Annotated in this window: 10 protein-coding genes; 4 read left to right on the top strand and 6 right to left on the bottom strand. The window is 47.8% G+C overall.

Translation table 11 applies throughout. The annotated features are described in order from the left end of the window. Positions 1 to 387: 387 nt before the first annotated feature. The 3 genes from ACL2XF_RS07000 to ACL2XF_RS06990 all read right to left on the bottom strand — a co-directional run bounded on the left by ACL2XF_RS07000 (position 388) and on the right by ACL2XF_RS06990 (position 5835). On the bottom strand, positions 388 to 2052 hold the full coding sequence (locus ACL2XF_RS07000) for a UvrD-helicase domain-containing protein (protein WP_413728327.1): 1665 nt from the start codon (positions 2050 to 2052) through the stop codon (positions 388 to 390). Beyond that, positions 2049 to 3953, bottom strand: coding sequence for an ATP-dependent nuclease (locus tag ACL2XF_RS06995; RefSeq protein ID WP_075337577.1), 1905 nt, complete (start codon positions 3951 to 3953; stop codon positions 2049 to 2051). Before ACL2XF_RS06995 ends, ACL2XF_RS07000 begins: the two co-directional genes overlap by 4 nt. 937 nt (positions 3954 to 4890) lie before the next feature. Next, positions 4891 to 5835 (bottom strand): ArdC family protein, encoded by a 945-nt coding sequence (locus tag ACL2XF_RS06990; protein WP_075337578.1) that lies wholly within the window; start codon positions 5833 to 5835, stop codon positions 4891 to 4893. Between the two features lie 716 nt (positions 5836 to 6551). Here ACL2XF_RS06990 and ACL2XF_RS06985 point away from each other — a divergent pair. From ACL2XF_RS06985 to ACL2XF_RS06975, 3 genes are read left to right on the top strand one after another with little or no spacing between them, the layout of a single operon-like run. Beyond that, positions 6552 to 8861: a TerB N-terminal domain-containing protein gene (locus tag ACL2XF_RS06985; protein WP_075337579.1), complete on the top strand. Its 2310-nt coding sequence runs from the start codon at positions 6552 to 6554 to the stop codon at positions 8859 to 8861. Between the two features lie 3 nt (positions 8862 to 8864). Beyond that, the gene (locus ACL2XF_RS06980) at positions 8865 to 10181 is read left to right on the top strand and encodes an ATP-binding protein (RefSeq protein ID WP_075337580.1); all 1317 of its coding nucleotides are present in this window, start codon (positions 8865 to 8867) and stop codon (positions 10179 to 10181) included. After that, positions 10178 to 12376: a DEAD/DEAH box helicase gene (locus ACL2XF_RS06975; RefSeq protein WP_075337581.1), complete on the top strand. Its 2199-nt coding sequence runs from the start codon at positions 10178 to 10180 to the stop codon at positions 12374 to 12376. The genes ACL2XF_RS06980 and ACL2XF_RS06975 overlap by 4 nt, the downstream gene beginning before the upstream one ends. A gap of 65 nt (positions 12377 to 12441) precedes the next feature. Here the strand turns inward: ACL2XF_RS06975 and ACL2XF_RS06970 are convergent, their stop codons facing one another. From ACL2XF_RS06970 to ACL2XF_RS06960, 3 genes are all read right to left on the bottom strand, one after another. Then, positions 12442 to 12570 (bottom strand): hypothetical protein, encoded by a 129-nt coding sequence (locus ACL2XF_RS06970; RefSeq protein WP_254902640.1) that lies wholly within the window; start codon positions 12568 to 12570, stop codon positions 12442 to 12444. Between the two features lie 243 nt (positions 12571 to 12813). Continuing rightward, positions 12814 to 13224: a hypothetical protein gene (locus ACL2XF_RS06965; RefSeq protein WP_050088135.1), complete on the bottom strand. Its 411-nt coding sequence runs from the start codon at positions 13222 to 13224 to the stop codon at positions 12814 to 12816. A 405-nt stretch (positions 13225 to 13629) separates the two neighbouring features. Continuing rightward, positions 13630 to 20043 carry a hypothetical protein gene (locus ACL2XF_RS06960; protein ID WP_413728326.1) on the bottom strand — a complete coding sequence of 2138 codons (6414 nt, stop codon included), beginning with the start codon at positions 20041 to 20043 and terminating at the stop codon, positions 13630 to 13632. A gap of 674 nt (positions 20044 to 20717) precedes the next feature. Here ACL2XF_RS06960 and ACL2XF_RS06955 point away from each other — a divergent pair. Further along, entirely contained in the window at positions 20718 to 21965 is a 1248-nt protein-coding gene (locus ACL2XF_RS06955; RefSeq protein ID WP_132921186.1) for a tyrosine-type recombinase/integrase, read from the top strand. Positions 21966 to 22015 lie beyond the last annotated feature (50 nt).

Below are 22015 nucleotides of genomic sequence, written 5' to 3'. Positions count from 1 at the left end.
AGCTTATTGTGAGCAGTTTCTGATGAAGGTTCGCTCCTCGCTCTCAGCAGACCTTCAGCGTCACGTGTTTGTCTGCTGTGTGCCCAGGCAGTGTGAAAACCCTGACCAAAAACTGAAGTGCGCACGTCTACGCAAAATCTGGAATTGATCGACTGGTTAGTAGAGGAGAATTTTACGTATGAGCGCGGTTTTCAGCTCTGTTTTTGGCAGTTTCAGCGGCCAAAAAAGTTTTCACACAACCTGTGCCAGAAGCGGACGCTGCAAATGGCACTCCGCATCGATTATTGAACGATGTTTGAATAGCCAATTGTAAAAATCAATGCTTTTTTAACCCAGTAAATAATGTGAAAATAATTGTGGGATTATAAGTGATTTTTGAGCTGGCCGTTACCTCACAAACGGAAGAACATAATCAAAATACTCTAATCGAGCAGTCCGAAAAACTTTCCAGTGCTTAGCATTAGCCGGTTCATCACGCTTGTTCGTATGAGTTAAAATAAGGCGTCTCTTTGCTCGCGAAACACCGACAAAAAACGCGCAGCGATTTTCTTCTTCTTTACCAAAGAAAGTCTCATTTTCTACAGCCATGATTACAACCGAATCAAACTCTAATCCTTTGCTTTTGTGAATGGTCAAAATTCGCACAGCTTGATCATCTGCAAATCGTTTTAATGCGAGGGGTAAATCAGATTCGATTTCCAATAAATCTTTGATACGTTCTCTGGCATCGCGAATAACCTGTTTCAGACGCTCATGGGACTCATAATCAGGAGATAATGCAACAAGCGTCTGTAAACCTATATGCTTTAAAAGAGCGCGACCAAATCTCCACCATTCAGAAAAGGGCGTTTCCGTTTTTTTTGCATCAGACACTTCCTTACGATGCTTTCTTATAAGTTGATCAAGACCTTTTCGTACGCTGGTCTGAATCTCTTCATTAGCAAAGGGAACCAGCTGGTTCATCAGGCGGATCCAGGCTTTAGGTTCCCGCTGCGCATAAAGACAGGACAGGTAATCAACGATTAAACGAGCCACTGGTTCGACCGTGATGTCCTGCATTTGCTGCTCATTGCGGTAGGGAATTCCGCGCTGCTCTAACTCTCTGAAGAGGTGATCAGCATACAAATCTGGTTGCCTTGAAACCAGGACTGCAATTTCAGCTGGAGGTAGCTGCTCTTTATTTATCCATCCATCAATTAGGTCAGCCAGATAGATAGCTTCAGTTTGACTGTCTTCAAATTTCCAGGCAAAAACCTCCCCTTCGTCCCCTTTCAGTTGATCATCAGGCATTACAGAGTCAGGATCTAACTTACGAATAATTTCGTTCTGAACACGCAGCAATGTTGGTTTTGAGCGGAAATTGCGATACATGTTGAGCGGCACCGCATTAAAGTCCTCTGTGAAGGACTGGAAAATGCCGTCCAGAGCACCTGCCCAAGCCATAATTTTCTGTTTTGTGTCACCGACTGCAGTCAGTCGAATTTTGGTTCCCTGAAAAGCGAGCTTTACCAGTTCATATTGTAAATTTGTGCAGTCCTGAAATTCATCAAGGAAAATGTCACTATAAGTTTGCCGGATTGCATTTCGGGCTATTTGTGACGTTTGCAATATTTTAATTGCACAGGGAACCAGATCGCCGAATGCTATTTCGTGACGAGATGCCCCGCTTTTCTTGTCTACAATGGTGTAACCAGCATCTAAGGCATATTCACCCGTGAGTACCGGCCTAAATCGATCTATGATGCGCTTGGCAAATGCGTGGAAGGTAAAACTGTCAAAGCGAGAAGCCAGATCCCGTCCACACCTGCGTTCAACGCGTTCTGTAAGGTTTCTGCTGGCATCAACCTTAAATGAGATCGCCAGAATCCTTTTGGGGTATCGACATGTTCCTGTTCGCAAAAGGAAGTCAGCACGCTGTGCAAGCATTTCCGTCTTACCCGCCCCCGGTCCGGCAGTCAGTGCCAGGCAACGTTTACTCGCTTTCGCTGCACGTTTCGCATTAGGTTCCAGCGTCAATCCATCTGCGGGCTGCCATTCTTCGACAGTAATCATTCTGGCAGTTCCGAGAGTTTGGCAATAACCGCATCAGCCAACCTGTCCAGTGAATCTGGCATGCTTTTAAGTAGATCAGCATCATTTAGCTGAGTTAACGCCTCAATGTGAGCTGCGGGTTTACTGCCGAGCTTGAAACGTTGGTGATAGGTATTAAAAAGCGCTAATTCAACATCCCTGTACTGAGATGAATCGTAATGACTTTTTCCAAGAACAGCTTTTATAGTTGCATTGTCGGGCTTCTCTTCCTCAACGTTATAGGCTTCTGGGTACGCAAGTAACATTGCAAAGTCTAAATCCATCGGGTAGGAGAAAAACACGCCGCGCTCTTCAAGCATGTCGAGATAATGTTCGAAGTCTCGAATTTTATGTTTTTCATCATCCCATTTTGGAATTCCGTGAGATTCAGGAAGTTTGTAACGCCTTTGACGTTTGGAAAACTGGTCATTTACGTACTTAATTCGCCCCCATCCTGCCCCATGGCGGGCTACATCAAGATCGAGCAGTGTAAAAAAGGGAATCTTTAACGCTGTAAGTAATCGCCAGAAATGGTTTACATGCCGCCCCCCCAAAGGCGCTATCGTGATGGCTGATTCATCAACGGGCGCACCCTTGGCCTGAAGCAAGCGTGGCAGCACAATCTCTTCGCTATCACCTTCGCCAAGCACTACCAGCCTTGAAAAATAGACTTCCGGAAACGCCTGGACGGCTTCCCTCACAAACTTATGTGCCTCATCAGTTTCATCAGGCAATTTAATACAAGTGACCTGTGTCTCTCGTGACTCATTCAGTCGAAGATAACGTATGAACTCAGGTACTACCCGTCGCAGCATTGTGGGCGCATGCGTAGCAATGAGAGCTTGCGCATCCAGGTTTTTTGTCATGACATTTAGGGAGCTAACAATGCGGCCCAAGTAATGTGGTGAAAGGCTGTTTTCTGGCTCCTCAAGGGCTACCAGAGTGAAGACTGGTGGACGTAATTTATCGGGATCAAACGATACATCTTCTTCTGCAAGAACAGCCCTGCCAATAGCCTGAGACGATAAGACAAGAGAAAGGTAAAGCATGGACTTTTGGCCATCGCTCAGCCTTGAAAAATCGACAAATGAGCCATCGTGACTTGGTGTAAATGAAACAGACAGATGCCTTAACAGCGATTCAATTTCTGATGCGACAAAAGTAATTTTAGGGTCAGCAAAAAATTTACCTTTATGCAGCGTTGCCCATGTTGCCTTTAAACTCTCACTGAAAGCATTCACCGAGGGGTTTGCCGCAAGGCTGTCACTTATTTGATCGGTCAGCCCTTTAATCGTTTCGCGCTCAGCGTCCCAACGAACAGCGCGAAGTAAACGCCCTAGTAATGCATTCGCACCGTAAGTAATATGGTCAGCCGGATCGCGTCTGGCAGGCAGATAGTGTACCTGGATATGATTACGTTCAGCGCGTGGAACCTGAGCGACATTCAGAGGCAAGTCATCTCCATCAACTTCCAGGACATATACCAAAGCGTCTTCAATATCTCCATCCAGCCCTATAGTCGCATTAAGGCGAAAACGCACGCGCGGAACCCCATCCGGCTCGTCCAGTCGCATATGACTAAAATGGGGAGCTACGGTACTGTTGTCCTCGTCATCTTCCAGTTCGGGAAACAGAAAATCAGCCTCTATCCACAGCTGGCGCTCAAGCGGAACCTCCTCCTCATCAAAGGGAACGTGGAAATCTGAACGCTGGATCCGCCTTAACGAAGGGTCGAATGCAAAAAGTCGACACAAAGCCTGGAGAACTGCGGTTTTACCTGAACCATTAGGGCCAATGACATATGTTATATCTTCAAGGCTCAGTTCGGTTGATTCATGTCCAAACGACTGAAAACCAGATAAACGAATCGTTTCAAGCTTCATGCGCCTCCCTACACAGATTAATTATATTTCTAAATCAATTACTTAATCCACTTGCCATCTAACAGCGACGTTCTGTTAAACTCAGACAGAAATATGATAATTACAGAAATTTCTTATTCCTTATTCTTAATAAATTTTAATAACAGTTTTAATGAAAACATTAAAGTCATTTTTGTTAATCCAGTCATTAGGTAATCTCGCTCCCCGACAGCAGAGCTGACACTCGGGTTAGGGCAGAACGCAAATAGGCCGAAGCCGGGGGGAAGTGAGAGCTAAAATTAAGCAAAGCGACTCTTGCATAAGGTCGCCCGGGTGGCGGATTTCTGCACGACTTAAGGACCGGGAAACGAAGCAGCATGCAGAGATTTCGACCATGTAAAGCCCCGGATCGCGTCAGTGTTTTGGTTCAGTCCTTAGTAGCCACTTAATTCGCTACCAGGAAGTTAGCTGCATGCCAGTTATTTACCACCAGACACAAGCCACTAGCCCCGAAATGCCGCCTCTGGTGGTCCAGCGTTGCTTACCGGCTTTACGGTTAGTGGAATCGGACTAACGACCCGAAAGTTCAGGGAATCTAGGGTGGCAGAGAAAAAAGGATGTGTAACCGAGTCTCTTACTACCAAGTTTAGGTGACCTGCTCCCTATGACTCAAGACACCTTGATGTAAGTTTGCATTCCGAACTTCCGCTTCTGGCTCGTTGCCGACTATCAAGTGAAATCGTGTTCTAACAGAGAACACTGCCAGATCAAGTCTGCTCTAATGTATCTAAAAGGAATGAGCGGGCTCTTTGCCGCCCGCCCCGCAGTCTGCGAATTTTCCTGACACTGTATGCCAGTAAAATTCGCATTGGAATTATACACCCTAACACCACTGCTACTCCTCCCACCGCTATGTAAGGTTAAAGCCACATTCCTTTGCGGCTTCTTGCCCCTGCCCTCAGGCTTTATCCATTAAATAACTATGCGCTTTTGAGGCGGCGCTGACCGCTTTGAAAACATAGCGCTTGTCGTTTTTTAGCGCCTGGAGCCATGAGGCAATATAGCTTTCATGCTGCACCTCTCCGACAATCCCCAAATCCGCCATCAGAAAAGCACTTCCCAGCTCCGCCACTAATTCCTCCTCCGCATAATCTGCACTGCCGAATTTCCCTTTCATTTCACGGTTAAGGCGTTTTTTACCACCGCTCCAGTGAACCAGCTCATGCAGGCCGGTAGCATAGAAATTAGCTGCATCAGAAAACAGATGGCGCTCTGGTAGCCATACTTGATCAGTTGAGGGTTGGAAAAAGGCGTTTTGTCCTTTCTCAATGATGTTTGCGCCGCTTTTTCGGATAAGATTTTCAGCCTCCGGCAACGGGTCAAAAGTTGCATCCGGGCTGATGGTTTCAGTTGTCAGCGGAAGACCATCAATTTGCTGAACGTTAAACACGGTGAAGGTTTTCAGCATTGGTATCTGGACAATTTCGCCGTCTTCGCTTTCCTTCTCTAAGGTTGCATAGAAAATGGCTGTCGTGCCGTGCTCCCCTTTGCGCACTTGCCCGCCTTCCGCTTGCGCCTGTTTATAGGTCATCCAGCGTGAATCGTTGAATCCTTGCTCTGACGCACTGCCCCACAACAACATGATATTCATCCCACTGTAAGCAGTACCTGTCGCGTAATTTGAAGGTAATCCTGACATACCAGGTACGCGCTGCCACGGGCATGACCACGGCTTAACTCCTGCTTCAAGTGCAGAAATGATGTTGTCAGTGACAGTCTGATAAATATCGGTTTTGGTTTTGGAAAATTTCGTTTTTGAGGAGCCTGACTGCTCCAGCGGGGATACGCTAGTTGCTGCTGCGGTGTTAGGGGCGCTAGTCTGGCTATGCAGGGAAATAGTCATGTTTTTTCTCCGTCAGTGGTGTGATTTTCGTCTTCGTATCGCCTGACGGTTCGCTTTCCCGGCACCGTTCCGGCCAGCAAGGGCGCAGAATGCGTGCTATTTACCCTTGCGGGACGGGTTGTGTTGGGAAACGATTAACCGGAAGCTGATACGAGAACGGAAGTCACCCGGAGAAAAAGCTGTCACTGCATAGGCGGGCGTAGCGCCCCTTGGTTCGCAGCGGTGAAATAGGTGGAGGGTTGAATTTAGCGATGTTAGTTCAAAGCTGAACTGGCAGTATTTTGAGGTAGACCACATAAGATATGGCAGTCTGAATTGCGAGAGGCGGGAACGTTCGAGGCTAATAGACTAGGAATAAAGCTCCACCCAAAGGCTGTGTTTTCAGTAGGATCGTGAACTCTGCTCAGTAAACAGGTAAGTTTTGCAGTCATTGTAAAGTCCTACAATGTCTACAGCTATGTGGCTGTTGTTTACATGTTAACGCAACAATACCCCCGAGGTTTCGCATTAGCCTGTCTTAAGCATTACCAGCCGACTTTGGGCATTTAGCTGATAGCGAATGATTTTATCGATGAAAACCAATAGGCTAAATTTGGTCATGTTTTGGTTTTAACCCTCGCAATATAGAAGTATTATTTTAAGATTAATCTACTTCCACCTGCTTTCCCTCGCCATTTTTCGGCGTATGTGAAAAGTCATCTCTAAGGTTATTGCCCATGGAGTTATGGATATTTATAGCGGCGATTTATGTAATTTATCTATTGTTTTTCAAAAAGAAAAAACATAAATCTGCAGGATCTTATCCTTCCAAAACCGTGAAAGCGCCACCTAAAGAATGGCTTGCTGACATCAAGAAAAAAGAGGCTGTTGTGAGAAAAGATGACAGTGAAGATGATGATCTGGCAACTTTTACACTGGACAGCGGCCGGAGTGTCGAATACAGAGTAACAACGATTCAACCACAGAATCCCCCTAAAACTACTGGTACTTTGGCTCGATGGGTGCTGCCGGGTGAGGTGACTACTGTGGGTGGTGTGAAGATCACCGATGGTAACTTCTACTTCGGACAGCGGATGAAGCCCGCCGGGCAAAGCATGAGCGGCTATTATGATGATGGCAGCGAGGCATCATTAATTGACGGCACGCTTAAGATATACCCAAAACCTTATCTTTACGAAGATAACTCATTGGGATACTGGCCCAGTTATTCCTCGCTTTCACCTGATGCGCGCGGCGCGTATCTAAACTGGCTGGCAAGTGACAGGCATGATGCAGCATGCCCTGTAGGTTACGTTTTTATCTATCTGTATGGCCTGGAAAGAAAGGCACTGGTTGACAGCCGAGATAATAATACTTCTGGCGCTGAGTTCCGTACTCTATTTAATGAAGTATGCCGGTTACGAACGGTTTTCATTGAAAATCGCTCCTTCCGGAATTACTCGTCCCAGTTACTGGAAGCAATGTCTATTCTGCGCCCGGACGTTGGCCTGGTCGATGTTCTTGACCGTGATTTGAGTTCCAGCAAAGATATGCTGTTTAAGCTTGCGCTGGCAAAGGCTGTGGATGCTGGAGTTCCTGTGTCAGCCGATCTGGCGCTAACGTGGGTAACAAACCACACGGAGTATTCGTTACGAACTCCCGCTCGCCGCTGCGCGAAAGAATTTGCTGCACTTTTCAAACGGCGCTATACCCTCAAATACGGTGAGGGTATGGTTGTCAAACCTAATAAAACGCGACTGCGTCTGGATTACACCCCTGCAAGTCCCAGCTTGCGCGGCGTTCGACTTCCTGTACCAGACTTGCCCGACCCTAGTGCATTGAAGGGCCCAGTCCAGAAAATCATGACGCTTGCAGAGATCTGTACAGATGAACTGGATGCTTACAGCCGCTATCTTGGAAGGAAAGGTACGTCAGAAAATGATACTGCGGCAATTATGTTGCTGCCAGTGGAAATCATTAATGAAAGCGCAGGAAAAGTTTTAAGTACATTCAAACGCTGGGCTGATGAAGTGATCGCGAGTCGCATGGGGTTAACCACCGTTGCTGACTTCTGGGCATATATGGAAGCCAAGTGTCCGGCGAAAATCAATAAAAAAGAGGCCGACCTGATGCAGGCCTTTGCACTGAAAATGGGCTACTGCCTGGCACCTGATCCGCTTTACCACCATGTGAAAGCAGAAGCTGACGGCGCACTGGTTTTATTTGCCGCTGGTGAGGGAACGCGCTTACCACCATCTCCGACTTTTATCTCAGCGGTGATGACGCTAAGGCTGGGCTCAATGGTGGCCTTAATCGACAATAGCCTAGATCAGGCCGAGCAGAAAGTGCTGGAAAATGCTATCGACCATAATTCTGGCCTTAACGAAGATGAAAAACGCTCTTTACACGCGTATTTGACATGGCAGCTTCATACCCCGGCAAACATGACTGGAATGAAAAATAGAATAGCGCTGCTGAGTACGATGGAAAAATCAGCAGTAGGTAAGGTTATCGTGGGGGTCGCCTGCTCGGATGGCAGAATTGAGCCTGCCGAAATCAAGCAACTGGAAAAGATTTATTCCGGCTTGGGATTAGACCCTTCAACTATCTCCGGCAACATCCATCAGCATTCTACGGCAGAGGTTACCCAGCTGTCGTCTGCATCAGAGAGCCCTAGGGCCGCTGAGTTCACGCTGGACGCCAGCGTGCTGTCTCGCCATGAGTCGGCCACAGACGATGTCCGTAAATTACTTAGCGCGATTTTCACCGAGGACGATCCGGAATTGCGTGAGAGCACTCCCGTAGCCGGGGCGCAGGATGGTGGCCTTGATAATACACATAGCCAGCTTTACCACAGGCTTCTGGAAAAGGAACAATGGCCTCGTAAAGAGGCGACAGAACTGTGCGAGAATTTTAATTTGATGCTCAACGGTGCACTAGAGGTTATTAATGATTGGTCCTATGCGGTGGTTGATGCACCAGTGCTGGATGACGCCAATGATGATATCTGGGTAGATCTGCAAATTGCCAAAGAATTAGAGGGATAGTTGATGTCTGTGACACGCATAAGAGTTAAAGAACGGGATGCTATTATCCAATCACTGAAGTCTGGTGTAACGCCAAGAATAGGCATTCAGCACATTCAGGTGGGCCGGATGCATGAGATAACGGCCCTCCACCAGGATATTGAGCGGATAGCGGACGGCGGCGCAAGCTTCAGACTTATCATCGGTGAATATGGATCAGGCAAAACGTTCTTTATGAGCGTAGTACGTTCTATTGCACTTGAAAAAAAGCTGGTAACAGTCAGCGCAGACCTTTCCCCCGACAGGCGCATTCACTCATCGGGAGGTCAGGCGCGCAATCTCTACTCAGAACTTATGAAAAACATGTCCACCCGCAACAAACCTGATGGTAATGCGTTACTCAGTGTTGTGGAGAGGTTCGTCACGGAGGCGAGGAAGGAGGCTGATGCGGATGGCACTCCAGTCTCGTCGGTTATTCACCAACGCCTGGCTGCTCTGTCAGACATGGTGGGGGGATATGACTTTGCTAAAGTCATCGATGCCTTCTGGCGCGGACATGAACAGGATAGCGAGACGTTAAAATCCAATGCCATTCGCTGGCTGCGGGGCGAATACACCACAAAAACCGATGCCCGCAACGATCTCGACGTCCGGACGATTATCTCAGATGCCTCGTTCTACGATTCATTGAAGCTGGTAAGCCTGTTTGTCCGTCAGGCAGGCTATGCCGGATTACTGGTCAACCTCGACGAGATGGTAAACCTTTATAAGCTGAACAACACTCAGGCGAGGACGGCGAACTATGAACAGATCCTGCGGATCCTGAATGACTGTCTGCAGGGTTCTGCAGAGAATATTGGTTTTGTTCTTGGAGGCACGCCAGAATTCTTGTTTGATCCGCGTAAGGGGCTTTACAGTTATGAGGCGCTGCAATCGCGTCTGGCGGAAAATCGGTTCGCTCAGAAGGCAGGTGTGATTGACTACTCGTCACCCACGCTACATCTTGCCAGCCTCACCCCAGAGGAATTGTATATTTTACTGAAAAATCTTCGCCATGTTTATGCAGGCGGAGAGCCCGAGAAGTATCTGGTATCGGATGATGCACTTACCGGTTTTCTGCACCACTGCAGTAAAACCATAGGGGATGCTTACTTCCGTACCCCCCGAAATACCATCAAAGGTTTCCTGGACATGCTGGCCGTGCTGGAACAAAACAGCTCGATAAACTGGCAGACGCTAATCTCGGGTGTGGCAATTGAAGATGACAGGCCCAGCGATATGGATGACGGCATTGCACAGGATGAAGATGATGATGACGGCCTGGCCAACTTCAAATTATGAGCAGCGCTTACGATAGTCTCGATCCACGCGTTCGTAAGTGGGTTTATAAGCAGGGCTGGTCTGCCTTAAGACCCCTACAAGAGAGCGCCATCCCGGCAGTTTTAGCCCGTGACCGGGACGTGCTAATTAGTGCAAGCACTGCAGCGGGTAAAACAGAGGCTTTCTTTCTGCCTGCCTGTTCAGCAATTGCAGGTATCACTAACGGGTTTGGTATTGTTTATATCAGCCCACTTAAGGCGCTGATTAACGACCAGTACCGTCGTCTTGAGAGCCTGGGCGAGGCGTTAGATATGCCGGTGACACCCTGGCACGGTGATGTACCACAAAGCATAAAGAAGAAAATCCGCACTAACCCGTCTGGCATCTTGCTTATTACACCGGAATCACTTGAGTCTTTGCTCATAAACTCACCGGGCTGGCTCAAACAGGCGTTCTCGCCAGTGGCCTACATTGTTATTGATGAGTTTCACGCTTTTATTGGTTCTGAGCGCGGCATGCAACTACTCTCGCTTCTCAACAGAATTGATCATGTGCTGGGACGTCATGCGAATCCGGTTCCCCGCGTTGCATTGAGTGCTACGTTAGGAGAACTGGATAAGGTGCCTGAACTGTTGCGTCCGGATAAGCGATTGTCCTGCGAAACTGTGACAGACAATAATAGCTCGTCCACACTGCAGGTGCAGGTCAAAGGCTATCTCGAGCCAGTGACTAAAAAGGGAGAAGAACCTCAACGCTCAGCAGAAGAACAGGTCTGCGCTGACATCTTCAGACTCTGCCGTGGCGACTCCCATTTAGTCTTTGCAAACAGTCGAAAGCGCACTGAAAGCATTGCGGCGACGCTGAGCGACATGTGTGAGGAAAATGTTGTTCCGAATGAATTCTTTCCACATCACGGATCCTTGTCCAGGGAATTACGCGAGACGCTTGAAGCCCGCCTACAGCAGGGGAATTTGCCCACAACAGCAATCTGTACCATGACGCTTGAGCTGGGTATTGATATAGGTAAGGTGCAGTCAGTTATACAGGTCACTCCTCCGCATTCCGTCTCCAGCTTGCGTCAGCGTATGGGCCGGTCAGGGCGACGCGATTCTCCATCGGTTCTGAGAATGCTGATCTCTGAACAAGAACTTACCGCAACCAGCAGCATTGTAGATCACTTGCGGCTGCAGCTTGTCCAGTCGATGGCGATGATCAGATTGATGATCTCTAAGCGATGGTTCGAACCAGCAGATACTCGCCAGATGCACTACTCCACACTGCTGCACCAGATTCTTGCGATCACCGCACAATGGGGCGGAGTTCGAGCCGATCAACTTTGGACGCAATTATGTCAGACCGGTCCGTTCCGAAACATTGACGTAAATGATTTCAAAAGTCTGCTTAAGTATATGGGGGCAAAAAGCCTCCTCACACAACTTGCTAGCGGAGAAATGGTTATCGGGGCTGAGGGGGAAAAACTAACTAACCATTATACGTTTTACGCTGTGTTCAATACTCCAGAAGAATTCCGCATTGTCACAGGAAACCGAACCCTTGGCACAGTGCCTGTGGACTCCCCTCTTCTGCCTGACCAGCATATAATCTTCGGTGGACGACGCTGGAAAGTGACACAGATCGAGGTGGAGAAAAAAGTTATCTATGTTGAGGCGACCAAAGGAGGACAGCCGCCACAGTTTAGTGGTGGGGGTATGTCTGTACATGATGTTGTTCGCCAGGAGATGCTCGCTATCTACAAGGAAAATGATTACCGCATAGCCATAGGTAGCAAGAGAGTCGATTATGCAGATGCCACCGTCAGAAGCCTCTTTGCAGAAGGCTGTAACAACTTTAAGCGTTACAATCTGCAAAACTCCCATTTTATTTCCGACGGCCAGCGTAGTTACGTTCTCCCCTGGATGGGGGATAAAGTCGTTAATACGATAACGGCCTTGCTCATGCGTAGCAGCTTCAAAGCCAGTTCATTTTCCGGTGTTATAGAGATAGAGCACGCAAGTTTGTCATCGGTCCAACATGCGCTAAAAGAAATGCAGTTGTCGGGCTTACCTTCAGCGTCTGAGCTCGCTGCAGATGTTCCAGAAAAATATCTGGATAAATATGACGATTATTTGCCGGAGTCCCTACTTACGAAAGGATATGGGGCAAAGGCGTATGACATAGAAGGCACGCAGATCTGGCTACAGAACAATATGCTGTAATCTATTGTCATAATTAGGGCATAAAGAAATTATTTACACCCTAATTTATTTTCTCACTGATATTTTTATTTACCTGTAGATTTACTCGGTTTTAGCCCCGGTGTGTTACCCGGAGTATCCTTATTATCACGCCGGCGTTTATCAGGTTTTCCTGTCGATTTAGCAATTGGTTTGGGACCAGGTTTAATAGCCATGATAGTTATCCTTTAACGGTTTAAGAGGGAAGCCCTCTACATCGATATATGGGATGTAATGAAAGTTTTCAATTGAGGTGAACTGTCTTCCAACGATTAACTTGTTATTGTGTGAGCTATGCCCAATATTTTTATGGAATGGAACAATGTGTACTGCAATCGGTCTACTATGAGCGAAAAACGCATGTAAACGCCGAATTCAGCAACTTGTTTGCTTTAGCACTTTGTTAGCATTCATTGCTATCACTCAACTCGACGCTGCTTTAATATTTTGCTTATTTCGTTCACTGCCGCCTGCTCTTCTTTTTGGAACGTATTTGGTTCAATGGTCGCAATCAAAGATTGATAACCTAAAAATGCGGAAACAGCTCCCATCAATATCGTAATAAGATCAGTCTTTCCGTTGTACATAGCCCAGATAGCCGCAGCGAAAGCTAACAAAACGGTAAGAGCAAAGAAAGGCTTCAAGCGCTGAATTTTCTTTCGTTGTTCAATTTTGATGTTTTCAGCTCTAAAGGGACGGTCAGCCAGTAATTCTTCGTTTGTGCAATGAATATAGAGTTTAAACTCACTTTTAGAATTATCATTTACGTTAAAATCCCCGCTAACGTTTATGTCACCGCCATTGTTAAAGTCTCTCAATTTTAACTCCATACTCTAACATTCCACGATTGAATGCTAACAATTTAATAGATGGTGCCTCACCCGTAAGTGGTGCACTCCCCACCTTCTTTTCTGATCATTACTCATACCAAATTAACGTCGATATACATCTTTTCAACATGTTTTCCTGAAATAGCCAATACGTCTCCCGATAAAATTTATACATAGAGTGTAAGTATCCCGCTTAGCGGCCACGTCAGAATCAAGCGGTATTTTTGAAAGCTCTTCGTATTCTCATTTGATTTTATCGAGGCTGCTCATTCACACCGTCATTTACCTAAGCGGGTGTATGCAAATTCTCCTAACCCGGCATTTCCTGTTTGCAGGGTTAGAAGGTGTTCAGATTTTTTCAGTCAACCAGCCACGCCTTACGGCAAAGAGTGTATTACTCAACTATTACTCCCTTTTAGATGCCTTCTTGGCATACCAAATGCGGGGGGAAACACCACATCGCTTCAAGATTACATACCGTTCTCGGATGCCAGATGAGTCGCTTGATTTGTATTTTGAGAAACTGAGCGTGAAGATGAGGCCTCGTTTGCTGGATTTGAGCACTTCGTCGAGCCAGTCACGTTCTGCCCACAGGATAGTCCCCTCATCCCGATATTTACTATGAGCATCTGGTTCTTGCCTCCACTCACCCCAGACTCCGCTCTTCAATACCAGTCTATTTGTATGATCATGCCACAGCCGTTCATCATCATCGGAGGCCAGTCCAAGCAACTTGTTGAGAGACAGCCCTAGTTTTGGACGGGCTTTAGCTCCCCGAGCGGCCCACTCTTCACCCTCGTCAATACCAATGGGATATTTCTCCGGTTCCCAAATCAATGGGTTGAACGGATTATTCGCAGTGTAGCGATCAACACGTCCATCTGAACCAAAACGTGGCAACCAAAGATCGTAATCAGGGGACCTTGAAAACTTTGTACATTGCCCGACCGCACCACGCCCCTTAATCAGCGCGGAATCTATACGGACATGTACGCCATCCGGTGAAGTCCAGTAACCGTAAAGCGGTAGGAACTGATCATCCGAGTCTTGGGAAAAACCGACCTTTGCAAACAGCGACTCTTTGCCAAGAAGCGTTTCTTGATTTTCTTTGCGCTCGCCGAGTAGATATGCCCGAGCCTCTTCTGGAACACAGTCTTTATGATCTGATAACCATGAGCCATCATCAAACGAAACATCTTCGTCTTGTAGGAATTCTTGCCAAGGGTTCAGGCCATCCAAATAATAGCATTGCCGTGCCACGGGCAAGGTCTTCACGAGTGTGGTTACTGCAAAAAGGCGAGCATGCCGTTGAATGTGTTCAGCATAGGTCTCGAACTGTTCGTCGGGACGGTAGCGAACCGTTTCGGGAAAATCGGAAATGCTTTTTGCACTTGGCCAACGTTTGATCACTTCATCGGTTATGTAATCACTGGCTTCATTTTTCGATATATCAAAAAGTCTTGCCAAGCTTGGAATATCGGTTTTATCAAATTCATATCCAAAATCAAAATCAGTTCGTCGGTCTTTATTGACCGGCAAGCCATCGCGTTCAACGATACCTTTTAGAGGCGTTTGAACATCTACCCACAGTTTCTCCAGTTCGGAACTCATGAATTTATCGCCCTCGATATGTCTAAGGCATCGGGCAAGATGAAGTTTGTTGAGCACGTGCAAATCGGTTCGCTTTGCTAGCGCTGCAATTTTTGAACTCAGAGGTTTGAGCTTTTCTCCATTGTGCAGAGCCGCGCGCGCCAATCCCATCAACAGCCATTGCTGTGCATTCAGAAAAGCAAAATGATGCTTATCTGAGGCCAGAGATGAGTTGTCAACCGAATCAAAACGATCAAGCAAGCACCCTATATCTTCTGTCAATCCGATATCAAGCATGCCCTTCAGACTTCGTGCGGCACTCCATCTGACAAAGGCATCACTATCACCAAGCAGATGCCAGATGATATCAGCGAGGACGTCACTTTCGTCACTCTTGCCTGCGAACGCAGCGCGATACTCACCTTCGCCAATTTCATCACCAACCTTTGCAACTGAACTGGAAAGCAAGTTCTCAAAAGCATCTAAAGCCGTCGAAGGGTCAGTGTGGCGAGATAGACTGGTCGCCAGTTGAAGCCATTCGTCTCCTCCGAGCTCAAGGCGCTCCTTCGCTACCGTTTCTAAAACAGTTTGCAACACGAATTTTGGATCGCCGCAGAGTTTGGATAGACGAAGGATGTGTCTGGAGATGCCCGAATAGTGGAGCTCGAAAAGCTCGGATCCCTTGAATGCAAAAAGCTTCTTGATCAGATCAGGTGCGCTCTTCGTTGCATGCACCGAACTATTGCCCCAAACCTCCACACATTCGATTATAAGGTCGAGTGCGCGATCAAATTCAAGCTCGGTAGACTCACAAAGAGCCTCAAGAAACTTGACCCTTTTGTCATACGGGCAAGCAGTCTGGAGTTCCTCTAGCAGGCGACTTCTGCTACCGAACAGCAGCCCATCACTGGCCTCAACTTCTTGAATTGCCGCATCCACCGATGATGCAGATGTAAAGTCACATTTGGCAACAATCGCCGCGACGGCTTTGTTTCGAGCCTGTTCATCCTGCTTCTTGCTACGCTCCTGTACTCCGTATTCAGCGCTCGCCCCACCATAATTTCTTTTGGTATTTTCGATAACGCGCCTACGCCGCGCAGCTTCCCACTGACCTTGGAGATGATCACGCAAACTCTCGTCATTGATCTCTTCAACGGCATCCACACAGCCCAGCAGGCTCTCCCATAGCCCTTCCCACCCACCAAAACTGTGCTCTTGATCGAGCTTCGCTGCCACAAGAGAGAAGATTGCAGCCTTTTCCTTAGGATTGGCAATCGAAAGCAGATCGTGCAACCCCTTACCGACTTGCCACTCATGCCAGCCATGATCTTCACATATTGTAAGAAGCACCGCCGCACGGCGCGCATCAAGATGTCCCGCTTTCGCGAGGTAGCAGGCAAGCTGTGGAAGTCCGTAGGAATAATCCACAACATCCTGATCATCCCAGCGTATCAGCTTGTATATCGCCGGAAAGCCGATGGATGAAGCGGCGGCACGTCCGAACAGTGTCCATCCGAACTTTGATGGCTCATGCTGGAAGATCGTCTGACAAAGGTTCATGAGCCGGTGCGAGACCTCCGGCTTCACAAACCCTCCAGGCTGTTCTGCGGCGTAGTGCAAGGCGGAGTAAATCAAGTCGAAGTCATTACCACCCATCTGATCAAGTTGAACCAAACCTTGTGCGTAGTACTCTTGTGCTTCACCAATGTTCATCGGTAGCAACGATGCAGCCAAATCCTGGTAGGACTCGCCGCGTTGTTCGATGTAGTCATCCTTTACTATGTCGCTGGAAATCATCGCGGAGTACGCTCCTGCGACATCGGACAGATTGGGGCACCTAGCGATAAGAGCGAGTACGCTTAGCTTGTCACCCAGCGAAAACCGGTTCAAGCCAATGATTTCTATGAGCTCTTCAGCCTCTTTCTTTTCGACCGTTTCGCAATGGCGAAGCAGCAGTCTGGCAAGCCCAATGCCGACGTGTCGCGCAACATTGTCTCTTCCGGTTTCAGCTCTCCAGTGGACATCGGGTCTCAACGAAGATTTCCAGACAGTCAAGAATTCGGCCAGAACGTCATTTGAAAGCGTAACCTTCGACAGAAGGGCTGCCTCAATAGGTTTGACTAGCTGCAGGACGCAGGCCACGCCCTTCACAATATCTTCTCGTTCATGCCCGGAAAACTGCTTGCGCTTCTCTGGCTTCCGACCCTTTCGCCCCCTGTTGTGGTCTCTTGTCATGATGAGGCTATCAAGGAACGCGCTGAAGTCAGCTTCGGTGGCTATAGATTTTGCCTTTCGCCCTGTTTTCACTTCCTCCGGCAAAAGATGATGAAAAGACAGCTCTTTGCCTGACGACCAGGACGTGATGCAAGCCGATTGAACAGACATCCAAACCCCGTTAATGCCATGACGTTCGCCATAGTCGTAGCATGATGGCCTACGGTGTCGACATAACTTGAGCAACCGCTTCGCGGCCTGCCTTGAATTCACGATTAAGGAGTCCATCGCCGCACCAGCAATAGCCCCCTGCAGCTCCATTTTATAGTCGGAGTTATCTTTCGGAACTTTGTTCTTGTAACTCTGTGAAAGCAAACTCGTCGCTAGCGAAACAGCCTTGAGTTGACTTTTCGAAAGGCCACACTCCTTAGACAGGAGACCGATTTGCAAGGTAAGAGACAGGCACCTTTTCGATGCTGCGAATTTGGCCAGGGTCTGCAAAGCCTCACTTCCATTCGAGACTTCGTGTTGTGCGCAAAGAGTGATCAGTTCTTCAATTACGGAAAGTGCAAACTTGAAACTCCATATCTGGATATTCCGGTTAAACGACGAGTACTCGTTCTTCAGTACACTCAAGAACATAATCGCCGCGACGTCAGATGCCTCCGGCCCCGAGCGGTCAAACCGTTTGGTCTCATCATCATTATTAAGATGCCAATTTATCCACCCAATGGCCCTGTTTTGATGAATGCGCGCTTCGTCCAGTTCATCGGTAAAACTGTAAGCGACGATCAGACGTGCATCACGCCCACCGCGCCAGCCAGATCGATCATTGAACAGGCGGCGAGAGGCATCAGAATCTCCAAGGATCGTCGCCAGTGCCGGAGAACGCCGGATAAACTGATCACCCCTCGCATTTGCCGAGGCTACCTGTGAGAGTTGCATGGTCAAGCTCAGTACTCTGTCTAGGTTGTCGTCTCGTATGGCAAGCGAGAATGCCGCATAAAGACGCGCAAGTTTCAATTTTCGCCGTCCATATTCAGTCTCGATCATAGAAGGAAACTCATCGGAACCAGCAAGCTGATAAGCTCTGTCGCTGTCGCCAATTACCGCAAGGAAATGCGGAAGCGCTTCTGCAGCGTACATTGAATCCTTCTGGCGCGTTAGGAGCCTTTGTGCAATGGACTGCTGGGCTGCAGCCTCTCTTGCATAGTGGTCCTTGATATAGGTTTCAGTGGGTTCGTCGCGAAAAATCGCACCATGTTTGACCAGCTCAAGCATCGGCGCAAGATCGGATGCCGCGCTTTTGACTTGCGTTTCTGACCAGCCCAGAGCCTCAGCAAGTTCAGTTAACGGAATGGGCGGTGGAAGAAGCGACAAAGCGGCGAAGAATTCGCGAATCTCGATCTCAAGCCAGCCTGCCATATGTAGATCCCGGAATATCTTCACGCATTTTTGTGCGATCAATTCTTCGACGAATATTTCGCTCTGCGGCGCATTGCCGGACACATGCGAGTCCCAACTTTCGACGAGGTACTCAAGGACGCGGGCATTTCCTTGCGAACGCGCGAAAACTGCGGAAAATTCTACATCGGTGATATTTTTACGCCTTGTTTCAAGAAAGCTCCAAGTTTCCTCCTTCGTGAATGGTTCGAGCGCGAGACGCTTCGTCTGGCTCTTTCCGATTACACTTTCCATCCTGTGAGGACGCGCAGTAAGCAGAAGCTTCACACCTTCGATAGGTTCTGCGCTCAGCGATGCAAGGAGAAGCCTAGGGAAGGCGATTTCATTTCGCGCCTCGGCTTCCAACTGCGCATTGTCTGCTGCGTCCAAAACAACCAGTATACCTTGCAGTGAAGACTGACTTTTGACAGTCTCGCTCGCCTGCTTGAAACGCTTGCGGGCAATTTCGATCAACCCATATTGATCGCTGTCGGTTGGAAAAAGTGGATCGCAGAGTCCGCGGGTCGCCAGTTCATTGACGATTTGCAGAAGGCCAACCCGAGGAAGGTGACGTGCCTGGGCTTCGGAGCGATACGACCCGCCTCCGAAACAGTCGAACACCACGATTTCGAAAGTATCTGTCAGATATGTGGTCAGGCTCTGGATGAAGACAGTTTTTCCAACACCGCCGTCAGCATGGAGGAATACGGGAAGATTGCTGGCTTCTATCTCGTCTTTGACATCTTGAGAGGCGCTGCGCTCAACGACATCACCAACATCAACAAACCGCGTATCCGCTGGAAATAACTGATCCTCATCACATTCAAGAGCATCGAGGATATCTTCACGCCTGATAGAATTCTTGCCCTGCCCCTCGATTTGCGACTTCTCTCGGACAAGCTCTACGAGTGCAAACAGCCTCCTTGCAGCCAGTCCGCTTGAGTCAGCCGACCAATCACTGATTGTTCGTCGCAAGAATCGGTTCTGCGCAGGCAAATCATTTGTTGCAGCGCGAAACTCGATGAGCAGGAAAATGTCCTCCGCTTCGACCTTCTCTTCCTTGCACCAGGTTTTGAGGTACTCAAGTTGCTTCTTGGCGCTATTGGACCCCGGTGCGCGACCCGATTTCAAGCACGCGATAGCATCCCAAAGCTCACCAGAAAATTCCGCATTCGTCACGAACCCGAATGACAGTTTCTTCACTATGTCTTCATCCGAAATGCTGGCTTTAAAATTTCGCAGTGTTGCGGCGAATTTCTTGATCGTTTTTTTCAGATAGGATGATGTGACGGGCTCGGAAGCTTCCTTGTATTTGAACTGCAAAATCTGCTGGGCTGTGCAGGTTTCGAAAGTATCTCCATTGCCATAATAAAGAACAAGGTCGGCTATATCCTCTGCCTCCTTTCCAAGCTTTAGATCTTCGTTAGGGGATAGGCCTTCGATCACTATCGCGAAAAGATTATCCTTCGGGAACACAAGCTGAAGAGCTCGCCGCGCTGTCCACCTTTCATGAAAAGTGTGTCCCGCACGTGATACTCTGACTTTGTCTACGTTCCTTACTGCTATATTCATAGAAATCTTGACCCTTAAAAATTATTTGATTTCACCATATCCACGTTTAGAGACCCAAGCCAGAACATAATATTGTAACTACTTGAATACTTTGAACGTCCGCTATTGGCGCAGACTGTGTGAAAACCCTTGCCAAAAACTTAGGGCGCGCGTCTACGCAAAATATGAAATTGCTCATTTGATTAGTTAGGGCCAAATTTTACACACGAGTACGGTTTTTAGCTCTATTTTCGGCAGTATCTCTTTGACCAAAAACCTTTTCACACAACATATGCACAGAACAGGCTCCCAGGTATTTTCTCGGGTACAATTCCACTATGAGGACAGAAACAACACTACCCTCGTAGACATAACCATAGTAACGATTACCAAATGAACGTAGACCGCTCAAATCAATTTATGTAACCCGGCCTATTGGTGGTCACTTTGGTGGTCTTGACAAGAGCCGAATTCAGGTTTAGCTTTTTATTCAGCCAGTTACTGGCAAAGGCGATCCCAGTCAGAGGAGCCAATTTTTGTTCCAGGGATGTCTGCCTAAATCCATGGAAGTAGTAAAATCAATAAGATAGTAATAAATACGGTGACACCCCGTTCCGTGTTGTTCTATTGACTGCCACATCATTTGGGGGCTTTATTGGGGGCCTTGACCGGTTCGATATTTACGGAGCCCCCAAATGCCGTTAACCGATACCACCCTTCGTTATGCTAAACCCCGATCAACAGTCTATAAGCTGACTGATACTCAGGGCCTCTACCTACTTGTTAAACCCAATGGTTCAAAACTCTGGCAGCTTAAATACCGCTACGCGGGCAAAGAAAAGAAACTGTCCTTCGGAGCCTACCCTGCAGTTTCGTTGGTTCAGGCCCGGCAACAGCGTGACAGTGCTCGTAGGCTACTCAGTCAAGATACTGATCCTGCCCTTATCCGCAGCCGGGAAAAACAGGCAAAAAAAATGGGCTTCATGCTTGAAGATGTGGCGCGCCAGTGGCATCAGAGTAACCGGACATGGTCGGAAGATCATGCAAAACGGATCTTGCGTAGCCTGGAAATCTATCTTTTCCCTGTTCTAGGAAGGCGTAATATCACCACTATTGAAACCATTGACCTGCTTCATGTGGTTCAGGCAGTCGAGAGAAAAGGATTTTCTGAGGTGGCGTTGCGCCTGCAACAGCGGCTGACCACCATTATGCGTTTTGCCGTTCAGCACCAGATAATCAAATACAACCCCGCGCTGGATTTAGCCGGCGTAGTCTCTACTCCGCCCATGCAACATCGTCCCGCGCTTCCGTTAACATCAGTGCCGGACTTTTTCTCCCGACTTTCAAACGATAAAGGACGCAAGCTGACCCAACTGGCGTTACGCTTGAATTTTTATGTATTTATCCGCTCCAGTGAACTACGGTTTGCCCGTTGGAAGGAAATCGATTTTGATAATGCTGTCTGGGTTATTCCAGCCAGAAGAGATCCTCTCCCTGGAGTTCGTTTTTCCCACCGCGGTACTAAAATGAAAACCCCTCACCTGATCCCTTTATCACATCAGTCACTAGCCCTTCTAAAAGAAATTGAGCAGATTACGGGTCATTTGCCGATTTTGTTTCCCAATGATCACGACCCAAATAAAACCATGAGTGAGAATACGCTGAATAAAATTCTGCAGCGGCTGGGTTATGACACCAAACAGGATGTATGCGTGCATGGTTTTCGGGCAATGGCCTGTAGCGCCTTACTTGAGTCAGGAAAATGGTCACGCGAAGCGATTGAACTCCAGATGAGCCATCAGGAAAGAAATTCGATCAGAGCTGCCTATAGCCATTTAGCCGAGCATCTTGAGGTAAGAAAACTGATGATGCAGTGGTGGGCGGACTATCTGGATGCAAATCAAAATAATTACGTCGCACCCTATTGTTTTTACAGTAAATAATTAAATAGGTTACCTAGAACTAGCCGAAATGTGCAAAATGTCAGCAGATC

The sequence above is a fragment of the Sodalis sp. RH19 genome, from assembly GCF_047324215.1.
Classification (GTDB): domain Bacteria; phylum Pseudomonadota; class Gammaproteobacteria; order Enterobacterales; family Enterobacteriaceae; genus Acerihabitans.
The sequence above is the reverse complement of the archived record's forward strand: the minus strand, read 5'-3'. Positions and strand labels throughout refer to the sequence as shown.